The organism is Rhodococcus sp. DMF-1 (genome assembly GCF_021441945.1).
GTDB lineage: Bacteria > Actinomycetota > Actinomycetes > Mycobacteriales > Mycobacteriaceae > Rhodococcus > Rhodococcus ruber.
Genome location: NZ_CP090442.1, coordinates 125,021 through 146,687 on the forward strand (window position 1 = coordinate 125,021; position 21,667 = coordinate 146,687).

20 protein-coding genes and 2 pseudogenes are annotated in these 21,667 nt (G+C 71.4%); 10 read left to right on the forward strand and 12 right to left on the reverse strand.

Features of this window, described 5'->3' with window-relative positions; translation table 11 throughout:
* Nucleotides 1–72: 72 nt before the first annotated feature.
* Nucleotides 73–990, reverse strand: a complete 918-nt coding sequence (locus LZP97_RS00650; RefSeq protein ID WP_026137454.1) for an MBL fold metallo-hydrolase — start codon at nucleotides 988–990, stop codon at nucleotides 73–75.
* 130 nt (nucleotides 991–1,120) lie between these two features.
* On the opposite strand from LZP97_RS00650, the gene LZP97_RS00655 reads away from it, so the two are divergent.
* From LZP97_RS00655 to LZP97_RS00670, 4 genes and pseudogenes are all read left to right on the forward strand, one after another.
* Nucleotides 1,121–2,059: an aldose 1-epimerase family protein gene (locus tag LZP97_RS00655; protein ID WP_017679374.1), complete on the forward strand. Its 939-nt coding sequence runs from the start codon at nucleotides 1,121–1,123 to the stop codon at nucleotides 2,057–2,059.
* 299 nt (nucleotides 2,060–2,358) lie between these two features.
* The gene (locus tag LZP97_RS00660) at nucleotides 2,359–3,657 is read left to right on the forward strand and encodes a citrate synthase (RefSeq protein WP_040274279.1); all 1,299 of its coding nucleotides are present in this window, start codon (nucleotides 2,359–2,361) and stop codon (nucleotides 3,655–3,657) included.
* Between the two features lie 26 nt (nucleotides 3,658–3,683).
* Nucleotides 3,684–4,034 (forward strand): annotated as a pseudogene (locus tag LZP97_RS00665) (FKBP-type peptidyl-prolyl cis-trans isomerase); the annotation flags it as partial.
* A 21-nt stretch (nucleotides 4,035–4,055) separates the two neighbouring features.
* Nucleotides 4,056–4,409: an FKBP-type peptidyl-prolyl cis-trans isomerase gene (locus LZP97_RS00670; RefSeq protein WP_371851027.1), complete on the forward strand. Its 354-nt coding sequence runs from the start codon at nucleotides 4,056–4,058 to the stop codon at nucleotides 4,407–4,409.
* A 73-nt stretch (nucleotides 4,410–4,482) separates the two neighbouring features.
* Here the strand turns inward: LZP97_RS00670 and LZP97_RS00675 are convergent, their stop codons facing one another.
* From LZP97_RS00675 to LZP97_RS00690, 4 genes are all read right to left on the reverse strand, one after another.
* The gene (locus tag LZP97_RS00675; protein ID WP_010593137.1) at nucleotides 4,483–4,770 is read right to left on the reverse strand and encodes a hypothetical protein; all 288 of its coding nucleotides are present in this window, start codon (nucleotides 4,768–4,770) and stop codon (nucleotides 4,483–4,485) included.
* Nucleotides 4,771–4,858: 88 nt separating this feature from the next.
* Complete coding sequence (locus LZP97_RS00680; protein ID WP_010593136.1) at nucleotides 4,859–6,181, reverse strand: sensor histidine kinase; 1,323 nt, start codon at nucleotides 6,179–6,181, stop codon at nucleotides 4,859–4,861.
* Nucleotides 6,178–6,873, reverse strand: coding sequence for a response regulator transcription factor (locus LZP97_RS00685; RefSeq protein WP_017679378.1), 696 nt, complete (start codon nucleotides 6,871–6,873; stop codon nucleotides 6,178–6,180). The genes LZP97_RS00680 and LZP97_RS00685 overlap by 4 nt, the downstream gene beginning before the upstream one ends.
* Nucleotides 6,870–7,499, reverse strand: coding sequence for a TetR/AcrR family transcriptional regulator (locus LZP97_RS00690; RefSeq protein ID WP_048772333.1), 630 nt, complete (start codon nucleotides 7,497–7,499; stop codon nucleotides 6,870–6,872). The genes LZP97_RS00685 and LZP97_RS00690 overlap by 4 nt, the downstream gene beginning before the upstream one ends.
* Nucleotides 7,500–7,603: 104 nt before the next feature.
* On the opposite strand from LZP97_RS00690, the gene LZP97_RS00695 reads away from it, so the two are divergent.
* Nucleotides 7,604–9,403: an acyl-CoA dehydrogenase gene (locus tag LZP97_RS00695; protein WP_040274284.1), complete on the forward strand. Its 1,800-nt coding sequence runs from the start codon at nucleotides 7,604–7,606 to the stop codon at nucleotides 9,401–9,403.
* A 43-nt stretch (nucleotides 9,404–9,446) separates the two neighbouring features.
* Here the strand turns inward: LZP97_RS00695 and LZP97_RS00700 are convergent.
* Nucleotides 9,447–10,025, reverse strand: a pseudogene (locus LZP97_RS00700) (dihydrofolate reductase family protein); the annotation flags it as partial.
* 81 nt (nucleotides 10,026–10,106) lie between these two features.
* Between LZP97_RS00700 and LZP97_RS00705 the strand changes: the two are divergent.
* The gene (locus LZP97_RS00705; RefSeq protein WP_010593131.1) at nucleotides 10,107–10,721 is read left to right on the forward strand and encodes a TetR/AcrR family transcriptional regulator; all 615 of its coding nucleotides are present in this window, start codon (nucleotides 10,107–10,109) and stop codon (nucleotides 10,719–10,721) included.
* Here LZP97_RS00705 and LZP97_RS00710 read toward each other — a convergent pair.
* On the reverse strand, nucleotides 10,690–11,178 hold the full coding sequence (locus LZP97_RS00710; RefSeq protein ID WP_010593130.1) for a CinA family protein: 489 nt from the start codon (nucleotides 11,176–11,178) through the stop codon (nucleotides 10,690–10,692). The two genes, LZP97_RS00705 and LZP97_RS00710, sit on opposite strands and share 32 nt — an antisense overlap.
* An 80-nt stretch (nucleotides 11,179–11,258) precedes the next feature.
* Here LZP97_RS00710 and LZP97_RS00715 point away from each other — a divergent pair, with 80 nt between their 5' ends.
* Nucleotides 11,259–12,299, forward strand: a complete 1,041-nt coding sequence (locus LZP97_RS00715; RefSeq protein ID WP_048772329.1) for a carboxylate-amine ligase — start codon at nucleotides 11,259–11,261, stop codon at nucleotides 12,297–12,299.
* On the opposite strand, the gene LZP97_RS00720 is transcribed toward LZP97_RS00715, so the two are convergent.
* Entirely contained in the window at nucleotides 12,274–13,026 is a 753-nt protein-coding gene (locus LZP97_RS00720; protein WP_010593128.1) for a pyrimidine reductase family protein, read from the reverse strand. The two genes, LZP97_RS00715 and LZP97_RS00720, sit on opposite strands and share 26 nt — an antisense overlap.
* Before the next feature lie 114 nt (nucleotides 13,027–13,140).
* On the opposite strand from LZP97_RS00720, the gene LZP97_RS00725 reads away from it, so the two are divergent.
* From LZP97_RS00725 to LZP97_RS00735, 3 genes are all read left to right on the forward strand, one after another.
* Entirely contained in the window at nucleotides 13,141–14,685 is a 1,545-nt protein-coding gene (locus tag LZP97_RS00725; protein WP_010593127.1) for a YhjD/YihY/BrkB family envelope integrity protein, read from the forward strand.
* Nucleotides 14,682–14,921 carry a DUF3618 domain-containing protein gene (locus tag LZP97_RS00730; RefSeq protein ID WP_010593126.1) on the forward strand — a complete coding sequence of 80 codons (240 nt, stop codon included), beginning with the start codon at nucleotides 14,682–14,684 and terminating at the stop codon, nucleotides 14,919–14,921. The genes LZP97_RS00725 and LZP97_RS00730 overlap by 4 nt, the downstream gene beginning before the upstream one ends.
* Before the next feature lie 157 nt (nucleotides 14,922–15,078).
* Nucleotides 15,079–15,972, forward strand: a complete 894-nt coding sequence (locus LZP97_RS00735; RefSeq protein ID WP_040274291.1) for a hypothetical protein — start codon at nucleotides 15,079–15,081, stop codon at nucleotides 15,970–15,972.
* Between the two features lie 34 nt (nucleotides 15,973–16,006).
* Here LZP97_RS00735 and LZP97_RS00740 read toward each other — a convergent pair whose 3' ends face one another.
* The 4 genes from LZP97_RS00740 to LZP97_RS00755 all read right to left on the reverse strand — a co-directional run bounded on the left by LZP97_RS00740 (nucleotide 16,007) and on the right by LZP97_RS00755 (nucleotide 21,667).
* On the reverse strand, nucleotides 16,007–17,899 hold the full coding sequence (locus LZP97_RS00740; RefSeq protein WP_010593124.1) for a propionyl-CoA synthetase: 1,893 nt from the start codon (nucleotides 17,897–17,899) through the stop codon (nucleotides 16,007–16,009).
* A 127-nt stretch (nucleotides 17,900–18,026) separates the two neighbouring features.
* Nucleotides 18,027–19,529 carry a carboxyl transferase domain-containing protein gene (locus LZP97_RS00745; RefSeq protein WP_017679386.1) on the reverse strand — a complete coding sequence of 501 codons (1,503 nt, stop codon included), beginning with the start codon at nucleotides 19,527–19,529 and terminating at the stop codon, nucleotides 18,027–18,029.
* Nucleotides 19,530–19,589: 60 nt separating this feature from the next.
* Complete coding sequence (locus tag LZP97_RS00750) at nucleotides 19,590–20,780, reverse strand: ABC transporter permease (RefSeq protein WP_010593122.1); 1,191 nt, start codon at nucleotides 20,778–20,780, stop codon at nucleotides 19,590–19,592.
* On the reverse strand, nucleotides 20,777–21,667 hold the full coding sequence (locus LZP97_RS00755) for an ABC transporter ATP-binding protein (RefSeq protein WP_017679387.1): 891 nt from the start codon (nucleotides 21,665–21,667) through the stop codon (nucleotides 20,777–20,779). The genes LZP97_RS00750 and LZP97_RS00755 overlap by 4 nt, the downstream gene beginning before the upstream one ends.

Consider the following 21,667-nt stretch of genomic DNA (forward strand, 5'->3'; position numbering starts at 1 on the left):
CACCTCTCACCGATCGGGGCCGGACCGCCTGCTCCCTCGGGGTGCCCGGATGGTCTCGGGTACGGAAATCCGTCACCGCCACGGATCCTCGCGCCGCCACACCTGCGGCAGATGCAGCTCCACCCCGTCGCGCTCGGCGAGCCGGCCGAGGACCCGCATGGTGACGTCGAGATCGTCCCCGGCGTAGGGCAGCGCGCGCAGCGGCCGGTCGAGCGGGCGGAAGAAGTCGTCCCAGTGCACGAGCACCACCCGTCGCGCTCCGACCGTGCCGACGGTCTCCGCCCAGTAGCTGCGGATGTACTCCTCGCTCTGCACCCCGAGTTGGCCGACGCCGAGATAGACGACCTCCGCGCGCCGGCCGGCCAGCGCCCCGGGCCGGAAACCGGCGCTGCCCTGGATCAGCAGGGACCGGCCGTCGGCGTGCGCGACGAACGTCGACCACGCCTCGCCGCACCGATAGCTCCCGGCCCGCGCGGGCGGGACGACGGGCGCGTCGATCGTGCCCGGGTACCGGTCCGGCGGACAGTGCTCGGACGCGACGAGCGTGACGGTGAACCCGCCGAACCGCAGCGGCTCGCCGGGCGTGGCGACGACTATCCGCTCCGGCGGGAGGCCGTGCCCGCGCCCGACGTTCGCCGTCGATTCGCCGCCGACGAGCACCGCGCCCGTCCGCTCGGCGACGGCCGCGGAGTCGAGCACGTGGTCGAAGTGGCTGTGGACGGGCAGGACGGCCGCGAGCCGCGTCGCGCCGGCCCGGGTCAGGCACGCGTCGATCCGGGCCGGGTCGGGTGCGAGCCGACCCAGCGCGACGGCGCCGAGACCCGGGCGGGTGAAGAAGCCGTCGGTCAGCAGCGCGTCGGTGCCGTCGTCGACGAGCAGGGTGGACACCCCGAGGAACGTCACGGCCGGGCGGGACGCCGCCGTCGCGGCGGGGACGTCGAACCGGTCGGCGTAGGCGGCGAGATCCGGGCGGCCGAGGCGCAGTCGCATCCGGTCATCGTAGGCGCGGAGGCGCACCGGCGGCCCGATCCGGCTCGGTGACACCACCGCGATCGGCGAGGTCGCCGCCGTGATCGGCGAATCCCCGACCTGCCGCGCCCGTCCGCGGGAGACTGGGCCCATGTCCGATCCGACGAACTACCGGATCCGAAGGGGCGGGTACCGCGCGGAGGTATCCAGCTCGGGGGCGGCGCTGCGGGCACTCGAGCACGAATCGCCGGACGGGCCGTACCCGCTGACGGAGAGCTGGCCGGCGAACGAGCGGCCCCCGCTGCGCTCCGGCACGGTGCTCGCCCCGTGGCCGAACCGCATCCGGGACGGGCACTTCTACTTCGACGGCATCGAGCATCAGCTCGCGCTCACCGAACCCGAACGCGGCAACGCGGTGCACGGATTCGCCTGGCATCGAGACTGGGTCCTGGTTTCCCACAACGACTTCCGCGTCGAGCAGAAGCTGGACGTGGGACTGCACAAGGGGTGGCCGTACCAGCTGCGGCTCACCGTGACCCACGAGGTGGGCGACGACGGCCTCACCGTCACGCACACCGCCACCAACATCGGCGGCTACCACTCGCCGTTCGGGCTCGGCGTGCATCCGTACGTCCGGGCAGGCGCCGCGCCGCTCGACGAGTGCACGCTCCGCCTGGCCGCCGGCACCCGGCTGCCGCTCGATCCCGGGCGCGGACTGCCGAACGCGTACTCGCAGCCGGTCGAGGGCACCGAGTTCGACTTCACCTCGCCGCGGCCGCTGCGCGGAGTCGAGCTCGACCTTCCGTACAGCGCGCTGGACGTGGACGTGGACGGCCGGTCCCGGCACGACCTGCGGGGCCCGGACGGGCGGGGGGTGCGGTTGTGGGCCGGGCGCGAGTTCGGCTGGCTGCAGGTGTTCACCGCCGGCGCCGTCCCCGAACTCGAGTATCCGGGACGGGGGCGGGCGCTGGCGCTCGAACCGATGACGTGCCCGCCGGACGCCTTCAACCTCGGCATCGATCTCGTCGTGCTGCAACCCGGGCAGACGTGGACGGGTCGGTGGGGCCTGACCGCCCTGCCGTCCGCATGACGGGATCCTGCACCGCCGTCCGCAGGACGGGATCCTGCACCGCCGGTGCGCCGCTGCCCGGACACGCGGACGGGTGCTCACCGCGCCGGCGGCGGGAACGTGATATGCAATATCGACGCAGGTGAGCGCCGTGCCGGAGGGGGCATTCGGACGCTCCGGCGTGCGCGCGGCGCGGCGCCGCGCCGGCCCGATCGGGGACCTTCGACGGACCCTCCCTGGGCACATGGCCTGCGCAAGGGCTAGGTTCTACGTGAATGTTCGGAAGAATCGCGTTGATCTGAGCTTGAGAGGGATCCTTCGTGCCCGCTGAGAATGACACCCGACCCACCCTCAGCTACCCCGGTGGCGAGCACACAATGTCTATCGCCAAGGCGACGGAAGGCAACGACGGCATCGAGCTGGGCAAGCTCCTTGCAGAGACCGGGTACACCACCCTTGACCCCGGTTTCGTCAACACCGCCTCCACCACGTCGGCCATCACCTTCATCGACGGGGAGAAAGGCATCCTGCGCTACCGCGGATACCCCATCGAGCAGCTGGCGGAGAAGTCCACCTTCATCGAGGTCAGCTACCTGCTGATCTACGGCGAGCTGCCCACCGCGGAGCAGCTCGAGGTCTTCACCGACAAGATCCGCCGGCACACGCTGCTGCACGAGGATCTCAAGCGCTTCTTCGACGGCTTCCCGCGCAACGCGCACCCGATGCCCGTCGTCTCCAGCGCCGTCAACGCGCTCTCGGCGTACTACCAGGATGCGCTCGATCCCGACGACCCGGAGCAGGTGGAGCTGTCCACCATCCGGCTGATGGCCAAGCTGCCGACCATCGCGGCCTACGCCTACAAGAAGTCGGTCGGCCAGCCGTTCCTGTACCCGGACAACTCGCTGAACCTGGTCGAGAACTTCCTGCGCATGACCTTCGGTTTCCCGGCCGAGCCGTACCAGGTCGATCCCGAGATCGCCCAGGCCCTCGACATGCTGCTGATCCTGCACGCCGACCACGAGCAGAACTGCTCGACCTCCACGGTGCGCCTCGTCGGTTCGTCCGACGCCAACCTGTTCACCTCGATCTCCGGCGGCATCAACGCGCTGTGGGGCCCGCTGCACGGCGGCGCCAACCAGGCCGTGCTCGAGATGCTCGACGCGATCAAGACCGGCGGCGGCGACGTCAAGGAGTTCGTCCGCAAGGTCAAGAACAAGGAAGACGGCGTCAAGCTCATGGGCTTCGGACACCGCGTCTACCGGAACTACGACCCGCGCGCGGCGATCGTGAAGAAGACCGCCGACAGCCTGCTCGCCAAGCTGGGTGGCGACGACGATCTGCTGCAGATCGCGCAGGCCCTCGAGGAGGCCGCGCTCACCGACGACTACTTCATCGAGCGCAAGCTGTACCCGAACGTCGACTTCTACACCGGCCTGATCTACCGGGCGATGGGCTTCCCCACCCGGATGTTCACGGTGCTGTTCGCGCTCGGCCGCCTGCCGGGCTGGATCGCGCACTGGCGCGAGATGCACTCCGACCCGAGCCTCAAGATCGGCCGCCCGCGGCAGATCTACACCGGTTACACCGAGCGCGACTACAGCAGCATCGACGCGCGCTGACCCGTCCCCTACCGGAAGACCGACACATGAGTAGCAAGCCCGAGATCGAATTCCAGGAAGGCCCCGCCCCGACCGGTCTGGTCGTCAAGGACCTCACCGTCGGCGACGGCGCCGAGGCGACGCCCGGGGCCAAGGTCGAGGTCCACTACGTCGGCGTCGAGTTCGACTCCGGCGAGGAGTTCGACTCGTCGTGGAGCCGGGGCGAGTCCATCACCTTCCCGCTCAGCGGCCTGATCGCCGGCTGGCAGGAGGGCATCCCCGGCATGCGGGTCGGTGGCCGCCGTCAGCTGACGATCCCGCCGGAGATGGCGTACGGCCCGGCCGGTTCGGGGCACCGCCTCGCCGGCAAGACCCTGGTGTTCGTCATCGACCTGCTCGACGTGGAGGCCAAGCCCGAGGTGCCGGAGATCGAACCGGCCACCGGGCCGGCTCCCGCCGAACTCGTGATCGAGGACATCACCGTCGGTGACGGCACCGAGGCGCAGCCCGGTGCGGTCGTCGACGTGCACTACCACGGCGTCGAGTACGACACGAACGACGTGTTCGACTCGTCGTTCGCCCGCGGCGAGTCCGTCAAGTTCCCGCTCGGCCGCCTCATTCCCGGCTGGCAGGAGGGCATCCCCGGCATGAAGGTCGGCGGTCGCCGCAAGCTGACGGTGCCCCCGCAGCTCGCCTACGGTCCGGCCGGGTCCGGGCACCCGCTCGGCGGCAAGACCCTCGTCTTCGTCATCGACCTCCTCGGCACCGAGTAGGTCTGCGCACGGCCGGAGCCCCGCACCGCTTTTCGCGCTGCGGGGCTCCGTCGCATCCGGGGGTCCCGGTGGGTCAGTGCCGGACGAAGGGAGTGGGGGCGATGTCGCCGCTGTCGAGGAAGTGCCACTGATCGTCGCTGCGGCAGATCCGCCCGTCGAACCGGGACCCGGGGCTGCGGAACTCGGTGCGCAGGAATTTGCCGTTCCGGTCGAAATGCGTGATCGCGCAACCACGGTCGCGACGGTCGTGGCGATCGTGGTCGTCGTGGTGGTCCGAGGACGCGGCCGCCGTCCCGGCGCCGCCGAAGACGGGCAGGGCGATCAGCGCGGCGGTGACGATCAGCTTGCGGCTCTTCGACATTCGGATCTCCTGGGATCGGTGGAGGGGATGCATACGATCCTGCGCCCGCCCCGTCCCGTGTCGTAGGGACCCGAGGGGTGGAATACGGTCACCCCGCGGCGAACCGCACCGTCAGCCGCGCCCCGCCGAGCGGGCTCTCCTCTAGCCGCGCCGTACCGCCGTGCAACGCCGCCTGCTGCGCCACGAGCGCCAGGCCCAGCCCCGAACCGCCCCGGGCGGCGCCGCTGCCCCGGCGGAACCGTTCGAACACCGCGCCGCGCTCACCGGCCGGCACCCCGCGGCCGTCGTCGTCGACGGTGAGCACGGTGTCGGTGCCGTCGGCGGTGACCGCCAGCCGGATCCGGCGGGCGCGGCCGTGCCGTACCGAGTTGGCCACGGCATTGTCGACGACGAGCCGCAGCCCGCTCGGCAGCGCCCGGATCTCGCGCCCCGTCTCGCCGACCACCTCGATCTGCACGCCGGGATGCCGGCTCGTCGCGTCGGCGGCCGCGGCGTCGCAGATCTCCACCGGGTCGGTGGGCACGAAGTCCCGCGAGGTGGACAGATCACCGCGGGCGAGCCGCTCGAGGTCGTCGAGCGTGGATTCGACACGGCTCTGCATCCGGGTGAGGTCGCCGAGGATCTCGGTGCGTTCCTCGGCGCTCAGGACGTCACCGGCCGGGTCCAGGGTGGAGAGGACCTCGAGGTCGGTGCGCATCGCGGTCAGCGGGGTCCGCAGCTCGTGAGCGGCGGCGGCCGCGAAGTCCCGCGCCGTGGCGAGAGCGGCGTCGGTGGCGGCCTGGGCGCGGGCGACGTCGCTGAGCATGTCGCCGGCTGCGGCAGCGAGTTCGTCGGCCTCGCGGATGCCGGAGCGCCGCGGCTCGAGGGTGGGTGCGCGGGCCACGATCCGGCGGGTGAGGTCGACCAGGGGTCGCACGGCGCGGCCCCCGAAGATCCAGCCGAGGGCCGTCGCGACCGCGACGGCGATCGCACCGGCGACGGCGAGCTGCCGGTGCTGCTCGGTCGTGATGTCCTGCGCCTCGGCATAGGGCACCGCGACGGACAGGAGCGAGGGCAGCCGGTCGGTCGGCGCGGTGTACGTCCGGTAGGCGGTGCCGCCGAGATCGACGGTGTGGGCGCCGGGGGAGAGGGCGGGTAGTTCGGTCGGGGTGCTGCTGAGCAGCCCTCCGGATTCGGTGCGGATGGTGACGGCGAAGGCTCCGGCGTCACCCAGCGCGGGCAGGAACAGGCCGGCGGTCCCGGCATTGGCGACCAGTACCTGCGTGGCCGTCTCGAGGCGGCGGTCGAGCTGCGCGAGGTTGTTCCGGGTGATGGCCAGGGCGACGAGCACACCCAGCACCGCGACGACGAGCGTGGTGCCGAGCGCGGTGGCCGCGGCGACCCGCGCCCGCAGCGAGAAGCGGTGCGTCACGCCGCATCCCGCAGCACGAAGCCCACCCCGCGCACGGTGTGCAGCAGCCGCGGCCGCCCCCCGGCCTCGAGTTTGCGGCGCAGGTACCCGACGAACACGTCGACGACGTTGGTGTCCGCGTCGAAGTCGTAGCCCCACACGAGGGCCAGCAGCCGGTCGCGGCTCAGGACGATGCCCGCGTTGCGGGCGAGCACCTCGAGCAGTTCGAACTCGCGCTTGGTCAGCTCCACCTCGGTGCCGTCGATGCGCGCCCGGCGGCCCGCGGTGTCGAGCTCGAGCCCGCCGGCCCGGACGACGGAGCCGGCGCCGGGGGTGCCGGGCGCGCTGCGCCGCAGCATCGCCCGGATCCGTGCCACGAGCTCGGCGAGCACGAACGGCTTCGTCAGGTAGTCGTCGGCGCCGGACTCGAGTCCCGCGATGCGGTCGCCGACGGTGCTGCGGGCGCTGAGCACACAGATCGGGATGTCGTTGCCGTTCGAGCGCAGAGCGGTGACCACCCCGGTGCCGTCGAGGACCGGCATGTTCATGTCGAGCACCATCGCGTCCGGCCGCCGGCGCGCGACGACCTCGAGCGCCTGTGTCCCGGTCGCGGCGGTGAGCACGTCGAAGCCGGACAGGCGCAGCCCCCGCTGCAGGGAGGACAGGACGTCCTCGTCGTCGTCGACGACGAGGACGGTGGCTGGTTCGATCACTCCTGCATTGTGCCCGCGCCGAGCATGCCGAGGACGAGCTCGACGTAGTTGCCGGCCAGGGCGTCGACGTCGATGCGGCCGGGCTGGTACCAGCGGGCGACGTCGATGCCGAGCGACAGGATCGCCAGGGCGGTGGTCGGCACGTCCCGGACGGCGAAGGCCCCGGCCGCGATGCCGTGCTCGATCTCGGCGCGGATCACCGCATCGGTGTCGCGGCGGATCGCGGCGATCGTCCGGTAGTGCTCCGGGGTGAGGGCGTGCAGTTCGTACTGCGACACCCGGCAGACGGTGTGGTGCACCGCGTGGGTGCGGACGAAGCCGTCCACGATCGCCCGCATCCGGCCGGCCGGATCGGTGGCGGAGGTGGCGGCGGCGACGACGGCGTCGAGGACGTGCTGGTGCCCGATGCGGCTGACCTCGAACAGCACCTCCTCCTTGGACTTGAAGTGCACGTACAGCGCAGCCGGGCTCAGGCCGGCGCCGACGGAGATGTCACGGGTGGTGGTGGCGTGGTAGCCGCGGCGGGCGAAGGACTCCACGGCCGAGCCGATGAGACGACGCGCGACGTCGGATTCGACCTCGGTGAAGATGCCGGCGAGGTCGTCGGTGATGGGCGTGTCGATCATGCTGGGTTCTCTCCGTCGCCGTGCTGGTCCGTTGACATCATGCACCGTCGTTGCTCTACTAAGTGAGCGCTTAGTGAATCTGCGGCCCTGTGAAAGGAACCTCCATGCCCGCTCCCGTCCTGTCCCGGCGTGACCTCGACTTCCTGCTCTACGAATGGCTGGACGTCGAGTCGCTCACCGCACGCGGCCGGTTCGCCGAGCACTCGCGGGAGACGTTCGACGCCGTCCTCGACCTCAGTGCGGACTTGGCTACCAAGCACTTCGCGCCGCACAACAAGAAGGCGGACGCCCAGGAGCCTCGGATCGGCGCCGACGGCAGGGTCGAGATCATCCCCGAGGTCAAAGCGGCCCTGGAGCTGTTCGCCAAGGCCGGGCTCATCGGCTCCTCCTTCGACGAGGAACTCGGCGGCATGCAGTTGCCGGTCACCGTGCTGCGGGCGGCGATGGCCTGGTTCCAGGCCGCCAACGCAGGCACCTCGTCGTATCCGTTCCTCACCGTCGGCAACGCCAACCTCATCGCCACCCACGGCAGCGAGGAGCAGATCGCCACGTACGTGCCGTCGCTGCTCGAGGGCCGGTTCTTCGGCACCATGTGCCTGTCCGAGCCGCAGGCCGGCTCGTCGCTGGCGGACATCACCACCAGGGCCGTGCCGCAGGACGACGGCAGCTACCGGCTCACCGGCACCAAGATGTGGATCTCCGGCGGCGACCACGAACTGTCCGAGAACATCGTCCACCTCGTGCTCGCGAAGATCCCCGGCGGCCCGGCGGGGGTCAAGGGCATCTCGCTGTTCATCGTCCCGAAGATCCTCGTCGGCGCGGACGGGCAGCTCGGTGAGCGCAACGACGTCGCCCTCGTCGGCCTCAACCACAAGATGGGCAACCGCGGCACCACCAACACGCTGCTGAACTTCGGCGACGGCACCTTCACCCCCGCGGGCCGCGCCGGCGCCGTCGGCTACCTGCTCGGCGAGCCGCACAAGGGCCTGTCGTACATGTTCCACATGATGAACGAGGCCCGCATCGGCGTGGGATTCCTCGCCACCTCGCTCGGCTACGCCGGCTATCTGCAGTCCCTCGAGTACGCCCGCACCCGCGCCCAGGGCCGCCCCCTCGGCGACAAGGACCCGTCGTCCCAGCCCGTACCGCTGATCGAGCACGCCGACGTACGCCGGATGCTGCTCGCCCAGAAGGCCTACGTCGAGGGCGCACTGGCGCTGGGGCTGTACTGCTCGCAGCTCGTCGACGAGCAGCAGACCGCCGAGGACGAGGACGCGCGCGCCCGAGCCGGGCTGTTGCTGGACATGCTCACACCCGTCGCGAAGTCCTGGCCGTCGCAGTGGTGCCTCGAGGCGAACAGCCTGGCGATCCAGGTGCACGGGGGTTACGGCTACACCCGCGAGTTCGACGTCGAGCAGTACTACCGGGACAACCGCCTCAACCCCATTCACGAAGGCACGCACGGCATCCAGGGGCTGGACCTGCTCGGGCGCAAGGTGGTCATGCAGGGCGGGGCGGGGCTGGCGCTGCTCGGCGAGACGATCGGACGCACCGTCGCGCGTGGCACGCAGGCCGGCGGCGACGCCGCTCGCTACGCCGAGCAGTTGCAGGCGGCGGTGACGCGGGTGGGCGCCGCCACCGCCCGGCTGTGGGGGACCGGCGATCCCGAACTGGCGCTGGCCAATTCGTCGGTGTACCTCGAGGCCGTCGGGCACGTGGTCGTCGCGTGGATGTGGCTCGAGCAGCTCCTCGCGGCCGGGTCCCGGGAGGGCGACTTCTACGACGGTAAGCGCGCCGCCGCCCGGTACTTCTTCGCGTTCGAACTGCCGAAGACCGGTCCGCAGTTCGATCTGCTCGACAGCCTCGACCGAACCACGCTCGACGTACGGCCCACCTGGTTCTAGGAGGCGGCTGCGCCGCCGGTGTGCCTTTTGGGCGGTCAGGACCGCCCAAAGGCACACCGGCCGCGAAGCGGCACACCGTCACTCCGCTGTCGAAGGTTCTCGTCTCGAGACGGTCGAAGCGGTGCGGCTCGAAACCGTGCCGGAACAACGGGATTCCGTCCCCGGCGACGATCGGGTGGACCTTGAGCACCAGCTCGTCGATCGCGGGCAGCAGCGCGCCGGCGAGCGAACCGCCGCCGCAGAGCCAGATGCCCAGCCCGTCTTGCTGTTTGAGGTCGCGCACGTACTCGAGCGGGTCGGTCGCGACGAGGGTCACCGTCTCGTCCGGCGCCTGCGTCATCGTCGTGGTGAACACGTACTGCTGCAGGTGCCGGTAGCCGCTCGTCCAGCCGGCGTCCCGGGCCGGCTCCCACGTGCGCCGGCCCATCACGACGGCGTCGAAGTGTTTTGGCGGCCCCTCGATGCCGAGCGGCCCGCGGGCGGGCGTCGGGATCGTCTCGGGGAACTCCTGCACCTGGTAGCGCGCGTGGTCACCTTCGAGGGGGAAGAAGTCGTAGCCCCCGGCCGGGTCGGCGATGAAGCCGTCGAGCGTGGTCGCCACGTAGTAGGTCAGTTTTCGCACGGAAGCTCCTCGCGTCGTCGACTACAACACCTGTGGTGGTCAAACTACAACAGGTGTTGTGTTCGGTGCTAGGGTTTTTCCGTGGCAGCGAATCCGGAGCGCCGAGCCCAGCTCGCGGACGCCGGTCTGCGCGTACTCGGCGCGGACGGTGCCCGCAAGCTGACCCACCGCGCCGTCGACCGGGAAGCCGGGGTGCCCCTGGGCACCTGCGCGAACTACTTTCCGACACGGGACGAACTCCTCGGCGCCCTCGGCGCGCGGATCTTCGAGCGGCTCGCCCCCGAGCCGGACCGGCTCGAGTCGCTCGCCGGCCGGACCCCGGATGTCGACCTCTACGTCGACTACATGCGCTACCTCGTCGAGCGCACGACCGCCCAGCCGGACCTGACCGTCGCCCTGATGGAACTGCGCCTCGAATCCCGCCGAAGTCCCGGACTCGCCGAGGTGCTCGGCGCGACGCTCTCCCGCAACTACCGGCTCGACGTCGAGTTCAACGACGCGGCAGGACTACCCGCCACCGCGCTCGACGTCGCCCTGCTGCACTTCGCGATCGACGGGCTCCTGCTGGATCTGCTGACCACCTCGATCGGCGCCGACGCCACCCCGGACCAACTCGTCACCGCGCTCGTCACCCGGCTGCTCGCCCGGCCGGGCACCGGCCCCCTCAGCGCCCCACCCGCTCCGCGAGCAGAGTGAGCGCATGGAAGACCGTCTCGGCCAGCACCTCCTCGGGCTCGCCCGGGAAGAACTTCTCCTCGGCGTGCGTAGGCCCGCGCCCGGCCACCCCGAACCACACCGTCCCCGGCTCCTGCCCGTCCTGGCTGTCCGGGCCGCCCGCGCCCGTCACCGCCACCGCGACGTCGGCACCGAGCAGGTCGACCGTCGACTCGGCCATGGCGCGCGCCGCGGACTCGCACACCACCGGACCCTCCGGCACCCGCAGCAGCGAGTGCTTCACGTCCCGCGAGTAGGCGACGACCCCGCCCCGGAACCACTCGGCGCTGCCCGGCGCCGCGCCGAGCCGCGCGGCCAGGGCGCCGGAGGTGAGCGACTCGGCGCACGCGACGGTCAGGCCGCGGTCGGCGGCGAGTCCGCCGATCCGCTCCGCGGTGGCGCTGGACCGCGCCGAACCTTCGGGAACGTCGTCGGGCATGGGGAACTCCTTCCGCCGGATGCTGTCCGGACTGTACCGGCCGGCGTGTCGTCGCCGGCGGCAACGGGTAGCCCGCAACCATGAACTCCGAAACCTCCCGCCCGGATCCGGGCGCCGGCGTCACCATGGGCGTGGAGGAGGAGTTCCTGCTCGTGGACCCGGCGTCAGGCCGTCCCACACCGGGGTTCGACGCCCTGTACGAACAGCTTCCGCAGGTGCCCGGGGTGAACTTCGTCGGCGAGTTGCACCCGACCCAGATCGAGGCGGTGGGCGGGGTGTGCCGAACCCTCGACGACCTGCGGACCCAGCTGACCGCGTCCCGGTCCGCCCTCCACGGTGCCGCCCTCCGCTGCGGGATGCGCATTGCCGCCACCGGGGTGCCCGAACGCGACGCCGGCCCCGGCACCGTCGTCGGGACGGGGCGCCGGGCCGCCATCGCCGACCGGTACCGCGCGCTGGTCGACGACTACCATGCCTGCGGCTGCCACGTGCACGTCGGCGTCGCCGACCGGGACACCGCGGCCGCCGTGGTGAACCATCTGACCCCGTGGCTGCCCACCCTCGTCGCGCTCGGGGCCAACTCCCGGCGGCACGACGGGCGTGACACGGGATACGCGAGCTGGCGCATCGTGCAACAGAGCCGGTTTCCCGGTTTCGGCCTGCCCCCGTACCTGCGTTCGGCCCAGCACGCCGCGGACCTCGTCGCACGCCTGGTCGGCGCCGGGGTGCTGCTCGACTCGCGGATGACCTTCTGGCTTGCCCGGCCGTCGGTGCACGTGCCGACGGTGGAGATCCGCGCGGCCGACACCGCGGCCACGGTGGACGGCACGGTCGTGCAGGCCGCCCTGGTCCGGGGTCTGGTCGGCGCGGCGCTCGACGATCTGCGCCGTGGTGTCGAGGCGCAGGCCGTCGAACCGGAGGTCGGTGCGGCGGCGGTGTGGAGTGCCGCCCGGTACGGTCTCGAGGGTCCGGCGGTGGATGTGCACACCGGCGCCCGGATCCCGGCTCGGGACCTGCTCACCCGTCTGCTGGACCGCGTCGCACCGGTGCTGCGGACCCACGGTGACCTCGACGTGGTGCGCACACTCCTGCCTGTCACGTCCCGCGTACCCACCGCGTGAGCACGGTGCCGTCGTCGTCGGCGAGGATGTGGGCGGGCCGCATCGACGTCGGCGCCGTCCGCGGGGCGGTGGCGATCCGGCCCGCCGGGCCGGCGGCGAGCAGCGGCGCCAACGTCAGGCACAGGTCGTCGACCACGCCGTCGGCGATCAGCTGACCGAACAGCCGTGGCCCGCCCTCGCACAGCGCACGACTCCAGCCCGCCGCCGAGAGGGCGTCCCGCACCGCGTGCCCGTCGATCGAGTGCTCGGCGACCAGTCGCACGTCCGCACCGGCGGCGGCGAGGGCCCGGCGGCGTTCCTCCGGTGCCGTCTCGCACGTGAGGACGACCGGCGCGACGGTGGTGTCGGTGAACAAGCGGCAGTCGGGGTCGAGGTCGCACGTCGCGGTGACGACCGCGACCGGCGGAATCTCCGGCAGCCCCGCCTCGGCGCGGCGCGCGCGCAGTCCCCCGCTCGTGCGGGCGCCGCCGTAGTTCTCGCTGCGGACCGTGCCCGCGCCGACGACGATCACCTCGGCCAGCGCCCGCAACAGACCGAACACCTTCTTGTCCGACGGCGTGCCGAGCCCACCCGAGCGTCCCTCCACGGCGACGGCACCGTCGAGGGACGACACGAAGTTCACCCGCAGCCACGGGGAGGACAGGTCCGGCGGGTAGGCGTAGAGGGCCCGCAGCTCGTCGTCGTCGAGTGGACGGGCCGGGCAGGTCGGATCGTCGAGGCGCCGCATCGCTCGATCACACCACGCTCCGCCGCGGTCCGGGGGCCCGGCACACCGCACCGGCGGCGGTCGCGTGCCGGCCGTGGCGTTTGGTCCGTCCGTGCCACGGGTACATCGGGAACCATGACCGCAGATCACCGGGTCCGCGACGGGTCGGAGGCCCCGGCCGACGATTCGCGCAAGCCCGACTCGCCGACCGACCTGACCACACCGTCGTGGAAGTACGTGCTGCGCAAGACCGCTCGCGAGTTCAGTCACGATCAGTGCACCGACCTCGCCGCCGGCCTCACCTACTACGCCGTCCTGTCGCTGTTCCCCGCTCTCCTCGTGGTCGTGTCGCTCCTCGGCGTGTTCGGCCAGGGGGGGACGACGGTGGACACGGTGCTGCAACTGGTCGAGGACCTCGGGCCCACCGACGCGGTGAACACGCTGCGCGGCCCCGTCGAACAGTTGGTGCAGGCACCGACCGCGGGCCTGGCTCTGATCCTCGGTATCGCCGGCGCCCTGTGGTCGGCCTCCGGCTACGTCGGTGCGTTCGGCCGGGCCATGAACCGCATCTACGAGATCGAGGAGGGGCGACCGATCTGGAAGTTGCGGCCCTGGATGCTCCTCATCACCGCGCTCGCCCTGATCGCAATGGGCGCGACGGCGCTCATGCTCGTCGTCAGCGGTCCCATCGCCCGGGCCGTGGGAGACGTGATCGGGCTCGGCGAGACTTCGGTGATGATCTGGAACATCGCGAAGTGGCCGGTCATCCTGCTGCTCGTGATCATGATCATCGCGGTTCTGTATTACGCGACGCCGAACGTGTCGCAGCCCAAGTTCCGCTGGATCAGTATGGGCGCGACCATCGCGATCGTCACGTGGATCGTGGCGTCCCTCGCGTTCGCCTTCTACGTTTCCAACTTCGGTAGCTACAACAAGACGTACGGCTCGCTCGCCGGCGCGATCGTCTTCCTCCTGTGGTTGTGGATCACCAACCTCGCGCTGCTGTTCGGCGCGGAGTTCGACGCCGAGCTCGAGCGCGGACGTCAGTTGCAGGCCGGTATCGAGGCGGAGGAGACGCTGCAGCTGCCGCCCCGGGACACCCGCAACATCGAGAAGAACGAGGAGAAGCGGCAGGAAGACATCGAGCGCGGCCGCGAACTCCGGCTCGCGCACGCCGCGTCGGGCCGCGAAGGCGCCGACGATGCGGAGGGCGACAGACCGGCCCCAGACGTCGCACGACACGGAAAGGACTCGACGATGACCGCGTCCCCCGGCGGCACGCACAGTGCCACGGACCCGAGCGAACTGTCCACCGCGCAACTGATCGAGCGGCTCAGCATTCAGGTGCCGACCCTCGTGCGCACCGAGGTCACCCACGCCCTCGACGAGGTGAAAGCCAAGGGTACCCGCGTCGGCGTGGGCGTCGGCGTCGCCGGCGCCGGGCTGATGTTGATCTACCTCGGCGTCGGCGCCCTCATCGCGACCGCGATCCTGGGGCTCGCCACCGTGCTCTCCCCGTGGCTGGCCGCGTTGATCGTCTCGTTGATCGTCCTGGCGGTCGGCGGCACCCTGGCCGCCGTCGGCGCGTCGCGGGCCAAGAACTCGGCCCCACCGGTGCCCAGCGAGACGGCGGAGAGTGTCCGCAAGGACGTGAACACCGTGAAGGAGCATGTGCGATGACCGGTCCCGAACCCGTACCGTCCGTCGAGCAGCAGCGCGCCGAGCTCGCCGCAACCGTCGACGAACTCGCGCAGCGCGTGGACGTGCCGGCACGCACCAAGGCCGCCGCCCACGAGAAGGTCGAAGCCGCCAAGCAGACCGCTGCCGAGAAACCGCAGATCGTCGCCGCTGTCGTCGGCAGCGTGGTGGCCGCGCTCGCGGTGCGGGCGGTGGTGCGGCGCCGTCGCCGACGCTGACATCCGCTCACTACACAGTCATCCGCTGCGACGACGGTCGCAGCGGATGACTGTGTGCGAAGCGGGTGTTGTCCACAGGCGGGCGTTCCATCCACAGATTCGGCCGTTCGGTGGCACGAGCGGCCCGTTCCCGTCACCGTCGCGGCACGCTGAAGCGGTGACCGAACCATTGCTGCGACGTTCCGCACTGGCCGCGGGACACACCGACGCCGAGCTGCGGCGCGCGGTGCGACGCGGGGAACTCCAGCGCCTGACCCCGGGCGTGTATCTCGACGCCGACGGCGTGCAGCTCCTCGACGACGTCGGGCGGCACCGACTGCTGGCGCGGACCGTCGGCACCGGACTCCGTCCGGCCGCCGCGATCAGCCACATCTCCGCGGCGGTCCTGCACGAATTCGACGTGTGGCAGACCGATCTCGCTCTGATCCACACCACCAACGGGCGCTCCGCCGGTGGGCGCCGGGGCCCAACGCGCTACGTGCACGCGGCGGTGCTCGGCGGCGACGTCGTGCAGCTCGACGGCGTGCGGGTCACCTCACCGGCGCGCACCGTCGTCGACCTGGCGCGAACGCTGCCCGTGGAGGAGGCCGTCGTCGTCGGGGACAGCGCGCTGCGCCGATATCCCGACCTCGACTTCCGAGCTCACTTCGACGCGCCGCGCGCGGGGATCGCCGCGGCGCGACGCGTCGTCGGGTTCCTCGACGCCCGGAGCGAAAGCCCCGGCGAGTCCCTGAGCCGGCTGCGCCTGCGCGACGCGGGTCTCCCGGCCCCGGTCCTGCAGCGGACGATCCACACCCCGGGCGGTGTGTTCGTCGCGCGCGTCGACTTCTTCTGGGAGCAGTGGGGCCTCGTCGGCGAATTCGACGGGATGGTCAAGTACGGCACCGTCGACGACGTGCGCGCCGAGAAGCACCGCGAGGACGCGCTGCGTGACCTGGGGCTGCAGGTGGTGCGGTGGACGTGGCCGGAACTGTTCCGGTTCGACGTGGTCGTGGAGCGACTCCGGCGAGCCGTCCATCGCAGCCGCTCGGCCCCCAGTCATCCGCTGTGACGATCGGAAAAGCGGATGACCGGCGGGCGAGCGGTTATCCGCGCAGTTGCTGCTCGAGCGCCTCGAGCACGGACGGGTCCTCGATCGTCGACGGCACCGTGTACTGCTCGTGGTCGGCGATCTGCCGCATCGTCTTGCGGAGGATCTTGCCGGAGCGGGTCTTCGGCAGGGCCTGCACCACGGTGACGTCCCGGAACGTCGCCACCGCGCCGATCTGCTCGCGCACCATCGCCACGAGTTCCTGCCGCAGCGTCTCCGGATCGATCTCGACACCGGACTTGAGCACCACGTAACCGGACGGCCGCTGACCCTTGAGCTCGTCGCGGATGCCGACGACCGCGCACTCGGCGACGGCCGGATGCGACGCGACGACGGCCTCCATGCTTCCGGTCGACAGGCGGTGACCGGCGACGTTGATGACGTCGTCCGACCTGCCCAGGACGAACACGTAGCCGTCCTCGTCGACGTAGCCGGAATCGCCGGTGAGGTAGTAGCCCGGGAACGTCTCCAGGTACGAGCGCCGGTAGCGGTCCTCGTCCTGCCACAGTCCGGTCAGGGTGCCCGGCGGCAGCGGCAGCGCGATCACGATGTTGCCCTCGGTGTTCGGTCCGACCGGCTTACCCTCCGCGTCGACGATGTCGAGGCGGTAGCCGGGCACCGGCACCGTCGGCGAGCCGGCCTTGATCGGCAGGGGCTCGAGTCCGCGCAGGTTCGCCGCGATCGCCCATCCGGTCTCGGTCTGCCACCAGTGATCGACGACGGGCCGGTCGAGCACCTTCGTCGCCCACTCGTAGGTGTCCGGGTCGAGCCGCTCGCCCGCCGCGAACAGCGTCCGCAGGGAGGAGATGTCGTAGTTCTCCAGCTCCTTCGCCTCGGGGTCCGCCTTGCGGACCGCGCGGATCGCGGTGGGGGCGGTGAACAACGCGACGACGTCGTTCTCGTTGATGATCCGCCAGAACGCACCGGCATCCGGCGTGCCCACCGGTTTGCCCTCGTACATCACGGTGGTCGCGCCGATCAGCAGCGGGCCGTAGACGATGTACGAGTGGCCGACGACCCAGCCCACGTCGGAGGCCGTCCACCACACGTCGCCGGGGGAGATGTCGTAGATGTTGCGCATCGACCAGGTCAGGGCCACCGCGTGCCCGCCGTTGTCGCGCACCACGCCCTTCGGCTTCCCCGTGGTGCCGGAGGTGTAGAGGATGTACAGCGGGTCGGTGGCGGCGACGGTCACCGGTTCGGCGGGGGCCGCGTCGGCGACGAGCTCGTCCCAGTCGAACCACGTGGCCAGGGAGGTCTTGTAGTCGGCCGCCGTGCCCGGGATCATCTCCCGGTTCTTGACGATCACGGTGTGCGGCGGGGTCTGCGACAGCGACAGCGCCTGGTCGACCATCGGCAGGTATTCGACGGTGCGACCCGGTTCGAGTCCGCCGGAGGCGGTGACGAGCAGAACGGGCCGGGCGTCGTCGATGCGGGTGGCGAGCTCCTTGGCGGCGAACCCGCCGAACACCACCGAGTGCACGGCGCCGATGCGGGCGCACGCGAGCATCGCGATCGCCGCCTCCGGGATCATCGGCATGTAGATCACGACGCGATCCCCGGCGACGACGCCCTGATCGCGCAGCACCCCGGCGAATGCCGCGACCTCGTCCAGCAGCTCGGCGTAGGTGTAGGTGTGCTTGGCGGGGACCATCGCCGAATCCCAGATCAGAGCGGGCCGGTCGCCGTGCCCGGCCTGCACGTGCCGGTCGAGGGCGTTGAAGCTGGTGTTGAGCGTGGCGTCGGGGAACCAGCGGAACGACGGTGCCTGCGAGCCGTCGAGGGCCCGCGTCGGCGCGGCCACCCAGTCCACGGCGCGGGCCGCCTCGAGCCAGAATCCCTCGGGATCCTCCACGCTCTGCCGGAAGGCCTCCGCGTACGAGCTCATCGATTCGCATCCTCTCTGACCACAGCTTGTGACGCCGACCACCCTATTCGAGATTCCCTGCCGGAAGGCACTGCCCGTTCGGCCGGTGCGCCGGGCGGCGCCTCGGCGTCGGTGAGCGGGGTGGCAGCTACCGGGGCAGGCCCAGCTTCCGGTAGCGCTCGAGCCGCCGCCGGTACCGCAGCGTCGCGTCCTGACCGACCAGCACGCCGAGTTCGCGGGCGACGGCGGCCCCGACGCGTTTGGCGAACTCGGTGGGCTCCTCCGCGGCGTCGGGGAACTCGGGGATCACACCGTCGACGACACCGTCGCGCAGCAGATCCCGGGAGCGGATGCCCTGGGCCGCTGCCATCTGCGGGGCGTGCGCGGTGTCGCGGTGCACGATCGCGCTGGCGCCTTCGGGCGGCAGCGGGGCGAGCCAGCCGTTCTGGGCGCACAGCACCCGGTCGGCGGGCAGCAGCGCCAAGGCGCCGCCGCCGGTGCCCTGTCCGAGGAGCACCGACACCGTAGGGGTCGGCAGAGTCACCAGGTCGGCCAGGCAGCGGGCGATCTCCGGCGCGAGTCCGCGCTCCTCTGCCTCCTTCGACAACGAGGCTCCGAGCGTGTCGATCACCAGCACCAGCGGAAGGCGGAGCTCGTCGGCCAGCCGCATCGCGCGCCGCGCCTCACGCAGCGCGCCCGGACCCATCGTCCGGGCCGCGGACTGGCCGCTGCGGTCCTGACCGAACAGCACGCACGACGCGCCGCGGAACCGGGCGAGCGAGACCAGCACGGTGCGGTCGGACTCGCCCTGCCCGGTGCCCGACAGCGGAACCTGCGCGGATGCCGCATGCCGCAGCAACTGCCGGATGCCGGGACGATCCCGCCGGCGGGAGAGCATCACCGACTGCCACGCCGGAACGTCGGGCACGGCGGCGGCGGAGGTGACCGCGGGACCCGCCGACGCGTCGACGGTCGTCGGCTCGGTGAGCACGCGGAGCATCCGGTGCACGAGCTGGCGGACCGCGGCGAGGGGCACCACCCCGTCGATCACGCCCTTCTGGGACAGGTTCTCGGCGGTCTGCACGCCCTCCGGGAAGTCCTCGTGGTAGAGCGCCTGATAGACGCGGGGTCCCAGGAAACCGACGAGGGCACCGGGTTCGGCGGCGGTGACGTGCCCGAGCGAACCCCACGAGGCGAACACCCCGCCGGTGGTGGGGTTGCGCAGGTACACGAGATAGCCGAGGTGCGCGGCCTTGTGGGCGGTGACGGCCGCTGCGATCTTGACCATCTGCACGAACGCGAGGGTGCCCTCCTGCATCCGGGTGCCGCCGGACGTGGGGGAGGCGAGCAGCGGCAGCTTCTCCCGCGTGGCGCGTTCCACGGCGAGGACGATGCGCTCGGCCGCCGCCACCCCGATCGATCCGGCGAGAAAGGCGAACTCGCAGGCGATCACCGCGATGCGCCGGCCGTGCACGGTTCCGACGCCGGTGATCACGGACTCGTCCACCCCGGACTTCGCCGCCGCGGCCTCGAGCTCCGCACGGTACTGCTCGTCGGGGTGCACGTCGACGGGGGCGGTGTCCCAGGAGTGGAAGCTGCCTGCGTCGAGCACGCTGTCGATGAACTCCTGCGCCGAGATCCTGGGGGCCATGGCACGACCCTAGCGGTGTGTCCTTCGGGCGCCTCCAGCCTCCCGAAGGACACACCGCCGCTACGCGCCCACGGCTTCCTTCCACGTGACGACGCGGCCGATGCGCAGGATGGACCGGCGGTAGATCCGCGCCCCGAGCACGCTCAGGGCGGCGGTCACGAGCAGCATCAGCACGATGGTGCCGACGATCTGCAGCGGTGTCGCCACGCCGGCAGCGATGCGCAGCGGCATCAGGATCGCCGAGAACGGCGGGATCCAGCTCAGCACGGTGCTCCACGTCGACTCGGGGTCGTCGACCGAGGAGAAGGCCGCGAAGAACATCGCGACGATGAGCACCATCAGCGGCGACGCCGTGGCGTTCACGTCCTCCTGCCGGGACACCATCGACCCGGCAGCGGCGTAGAGGACCGCGAAGAACGCGAACCCGAGGACGAACCAGCCCAGGGTGCCGGCGAGCGTGCCCAGGGCCGTGCCGGTCACGGTGAGCGTCCCGGTCGCGAGACCGGCACCGACCCCGGCCACTCCGTATGCGGTGAGTTGCAGCAGCCCCACGGCGCCGATGCCGACGATCTTGCCCCACAGCAGCTGCAGCGGGCGCAGCGTCGACAGCAGCAGTTCCACCACGCGCGACGACTTCTCCTCGACCACGCCCATCGCCACGTACATGCCGAACATCATGATCTGCATGTACAGCAGCACGACCGCGGCGATCGCCAGGGTGGTGCGCTGCCCCTGCTCCGGGTCCGGGGGATCGAGCGCTTCGACGGTCACGGTGGCGCGGGCGGTGTCCGCCGCCAGCGCCGACGGGTCGACGCCGCGCGCGGTGAGGGCGTCGACCTGGGCCTGCTGCGCGACGGCCGTGTCGATCGTCGCGCGCAGGGCCGGATCGATCTCCGATTCGGCGACGGCCGTGACCGAACCTCCCGGGCCCGGGATCAGCGCGACGTCGAGTTCGCCGTCGCGCACCCGGTCGCGACCGTCCCCGGCGTCGGGGACCTCGGAGACGTCGACGGAGCTGCCGGTGGCGTCCCCGATCGCGCTGATCGTTGCGCCGAGCGCCGGGTCGCCGACGACGCCGACGGTGGCGGCTTCGTCGTCGCCGGCGAACAGCGACACGGCGACGATGCCGCCGACGATGGCGAGCAGGACGATCGCGTTGCTGATCAGGAAGCTCTTCTTGCGGACCTGGGTGAGGAACTCGCGGCGGGCCACCAGGGCCACGGCGTGGACGGGACTCAGCGGGGCGCTCACGCGGCCACCACCTCTCGGAACAGGTCGGTCAGCGTCGGGCGATGGACGGAGAATTCGTGCACGGGACCGGTGGCGAGGGCGGCCCGGAGGATCTGCTGGTCGTCGGCGCCCTTCCCGAGCAGCAGAACGGTGCGGCCACCGCCGTGGGCGACGGTGGTGACGCCGGGCAGGTCGGCGGCCCAGCCCTCGGGGGCGTGCGGGGCGTGCACCTCGAGCCGGGCCGCGCCGTGGCCGCGCAGCTCGTCGACGGTGCCGACGGCGCGCATCGTTCCCTTGGAGATGATCCCGACCCGGTGGCAGAGCCGCTGCACGAGGTCGAGTTGGTGGCTCGAGAAGATCACCGGCACTCCGGTTTCGGCCTTCTCGATCAGCACGTCGCTCATGACGTCGACGGCGACGGGGTCCAGGCCCGAGAACGGCTCGTCGAGGACCAGCACCTTCGGATCGTGCACCAGGGCGGCCGCGAGCTGGACCCGCTGCTGGTTGCCGAGGGAGAGCGCGTCGACGGCGTCGTCCACGCGCTCGGCGATGCCCAGCCGGCTCGTCCATCGTGCGACGGCGGCGTCGGCCTCGGATCGTGACAGTCCGTGCAGGCGAGCAAGGTACGACAGTTGCGCTCCGACCTTCATCTTCGGGTACAGCCCGCGTTCCTCCGGCATGTACCCGATGGTGCGGCGCACGTCGAGGTCGACGGGCCGGCCGCCGAGCCGCACCTCGCCGGAGTCGGCGGCGAGGACACCGAGGACGATCCGCATGGTGGTGGTCTTCCCGGCGCCGTTGCTGCCGACGAAGCCGAACAACTCCCCGGGTCGCACATCGAAGGTGACGTCGTCGAGTGCGACGACGTCGCCGTATCGTTTCGAGACACCGTTGATCGTGAGCGTCAC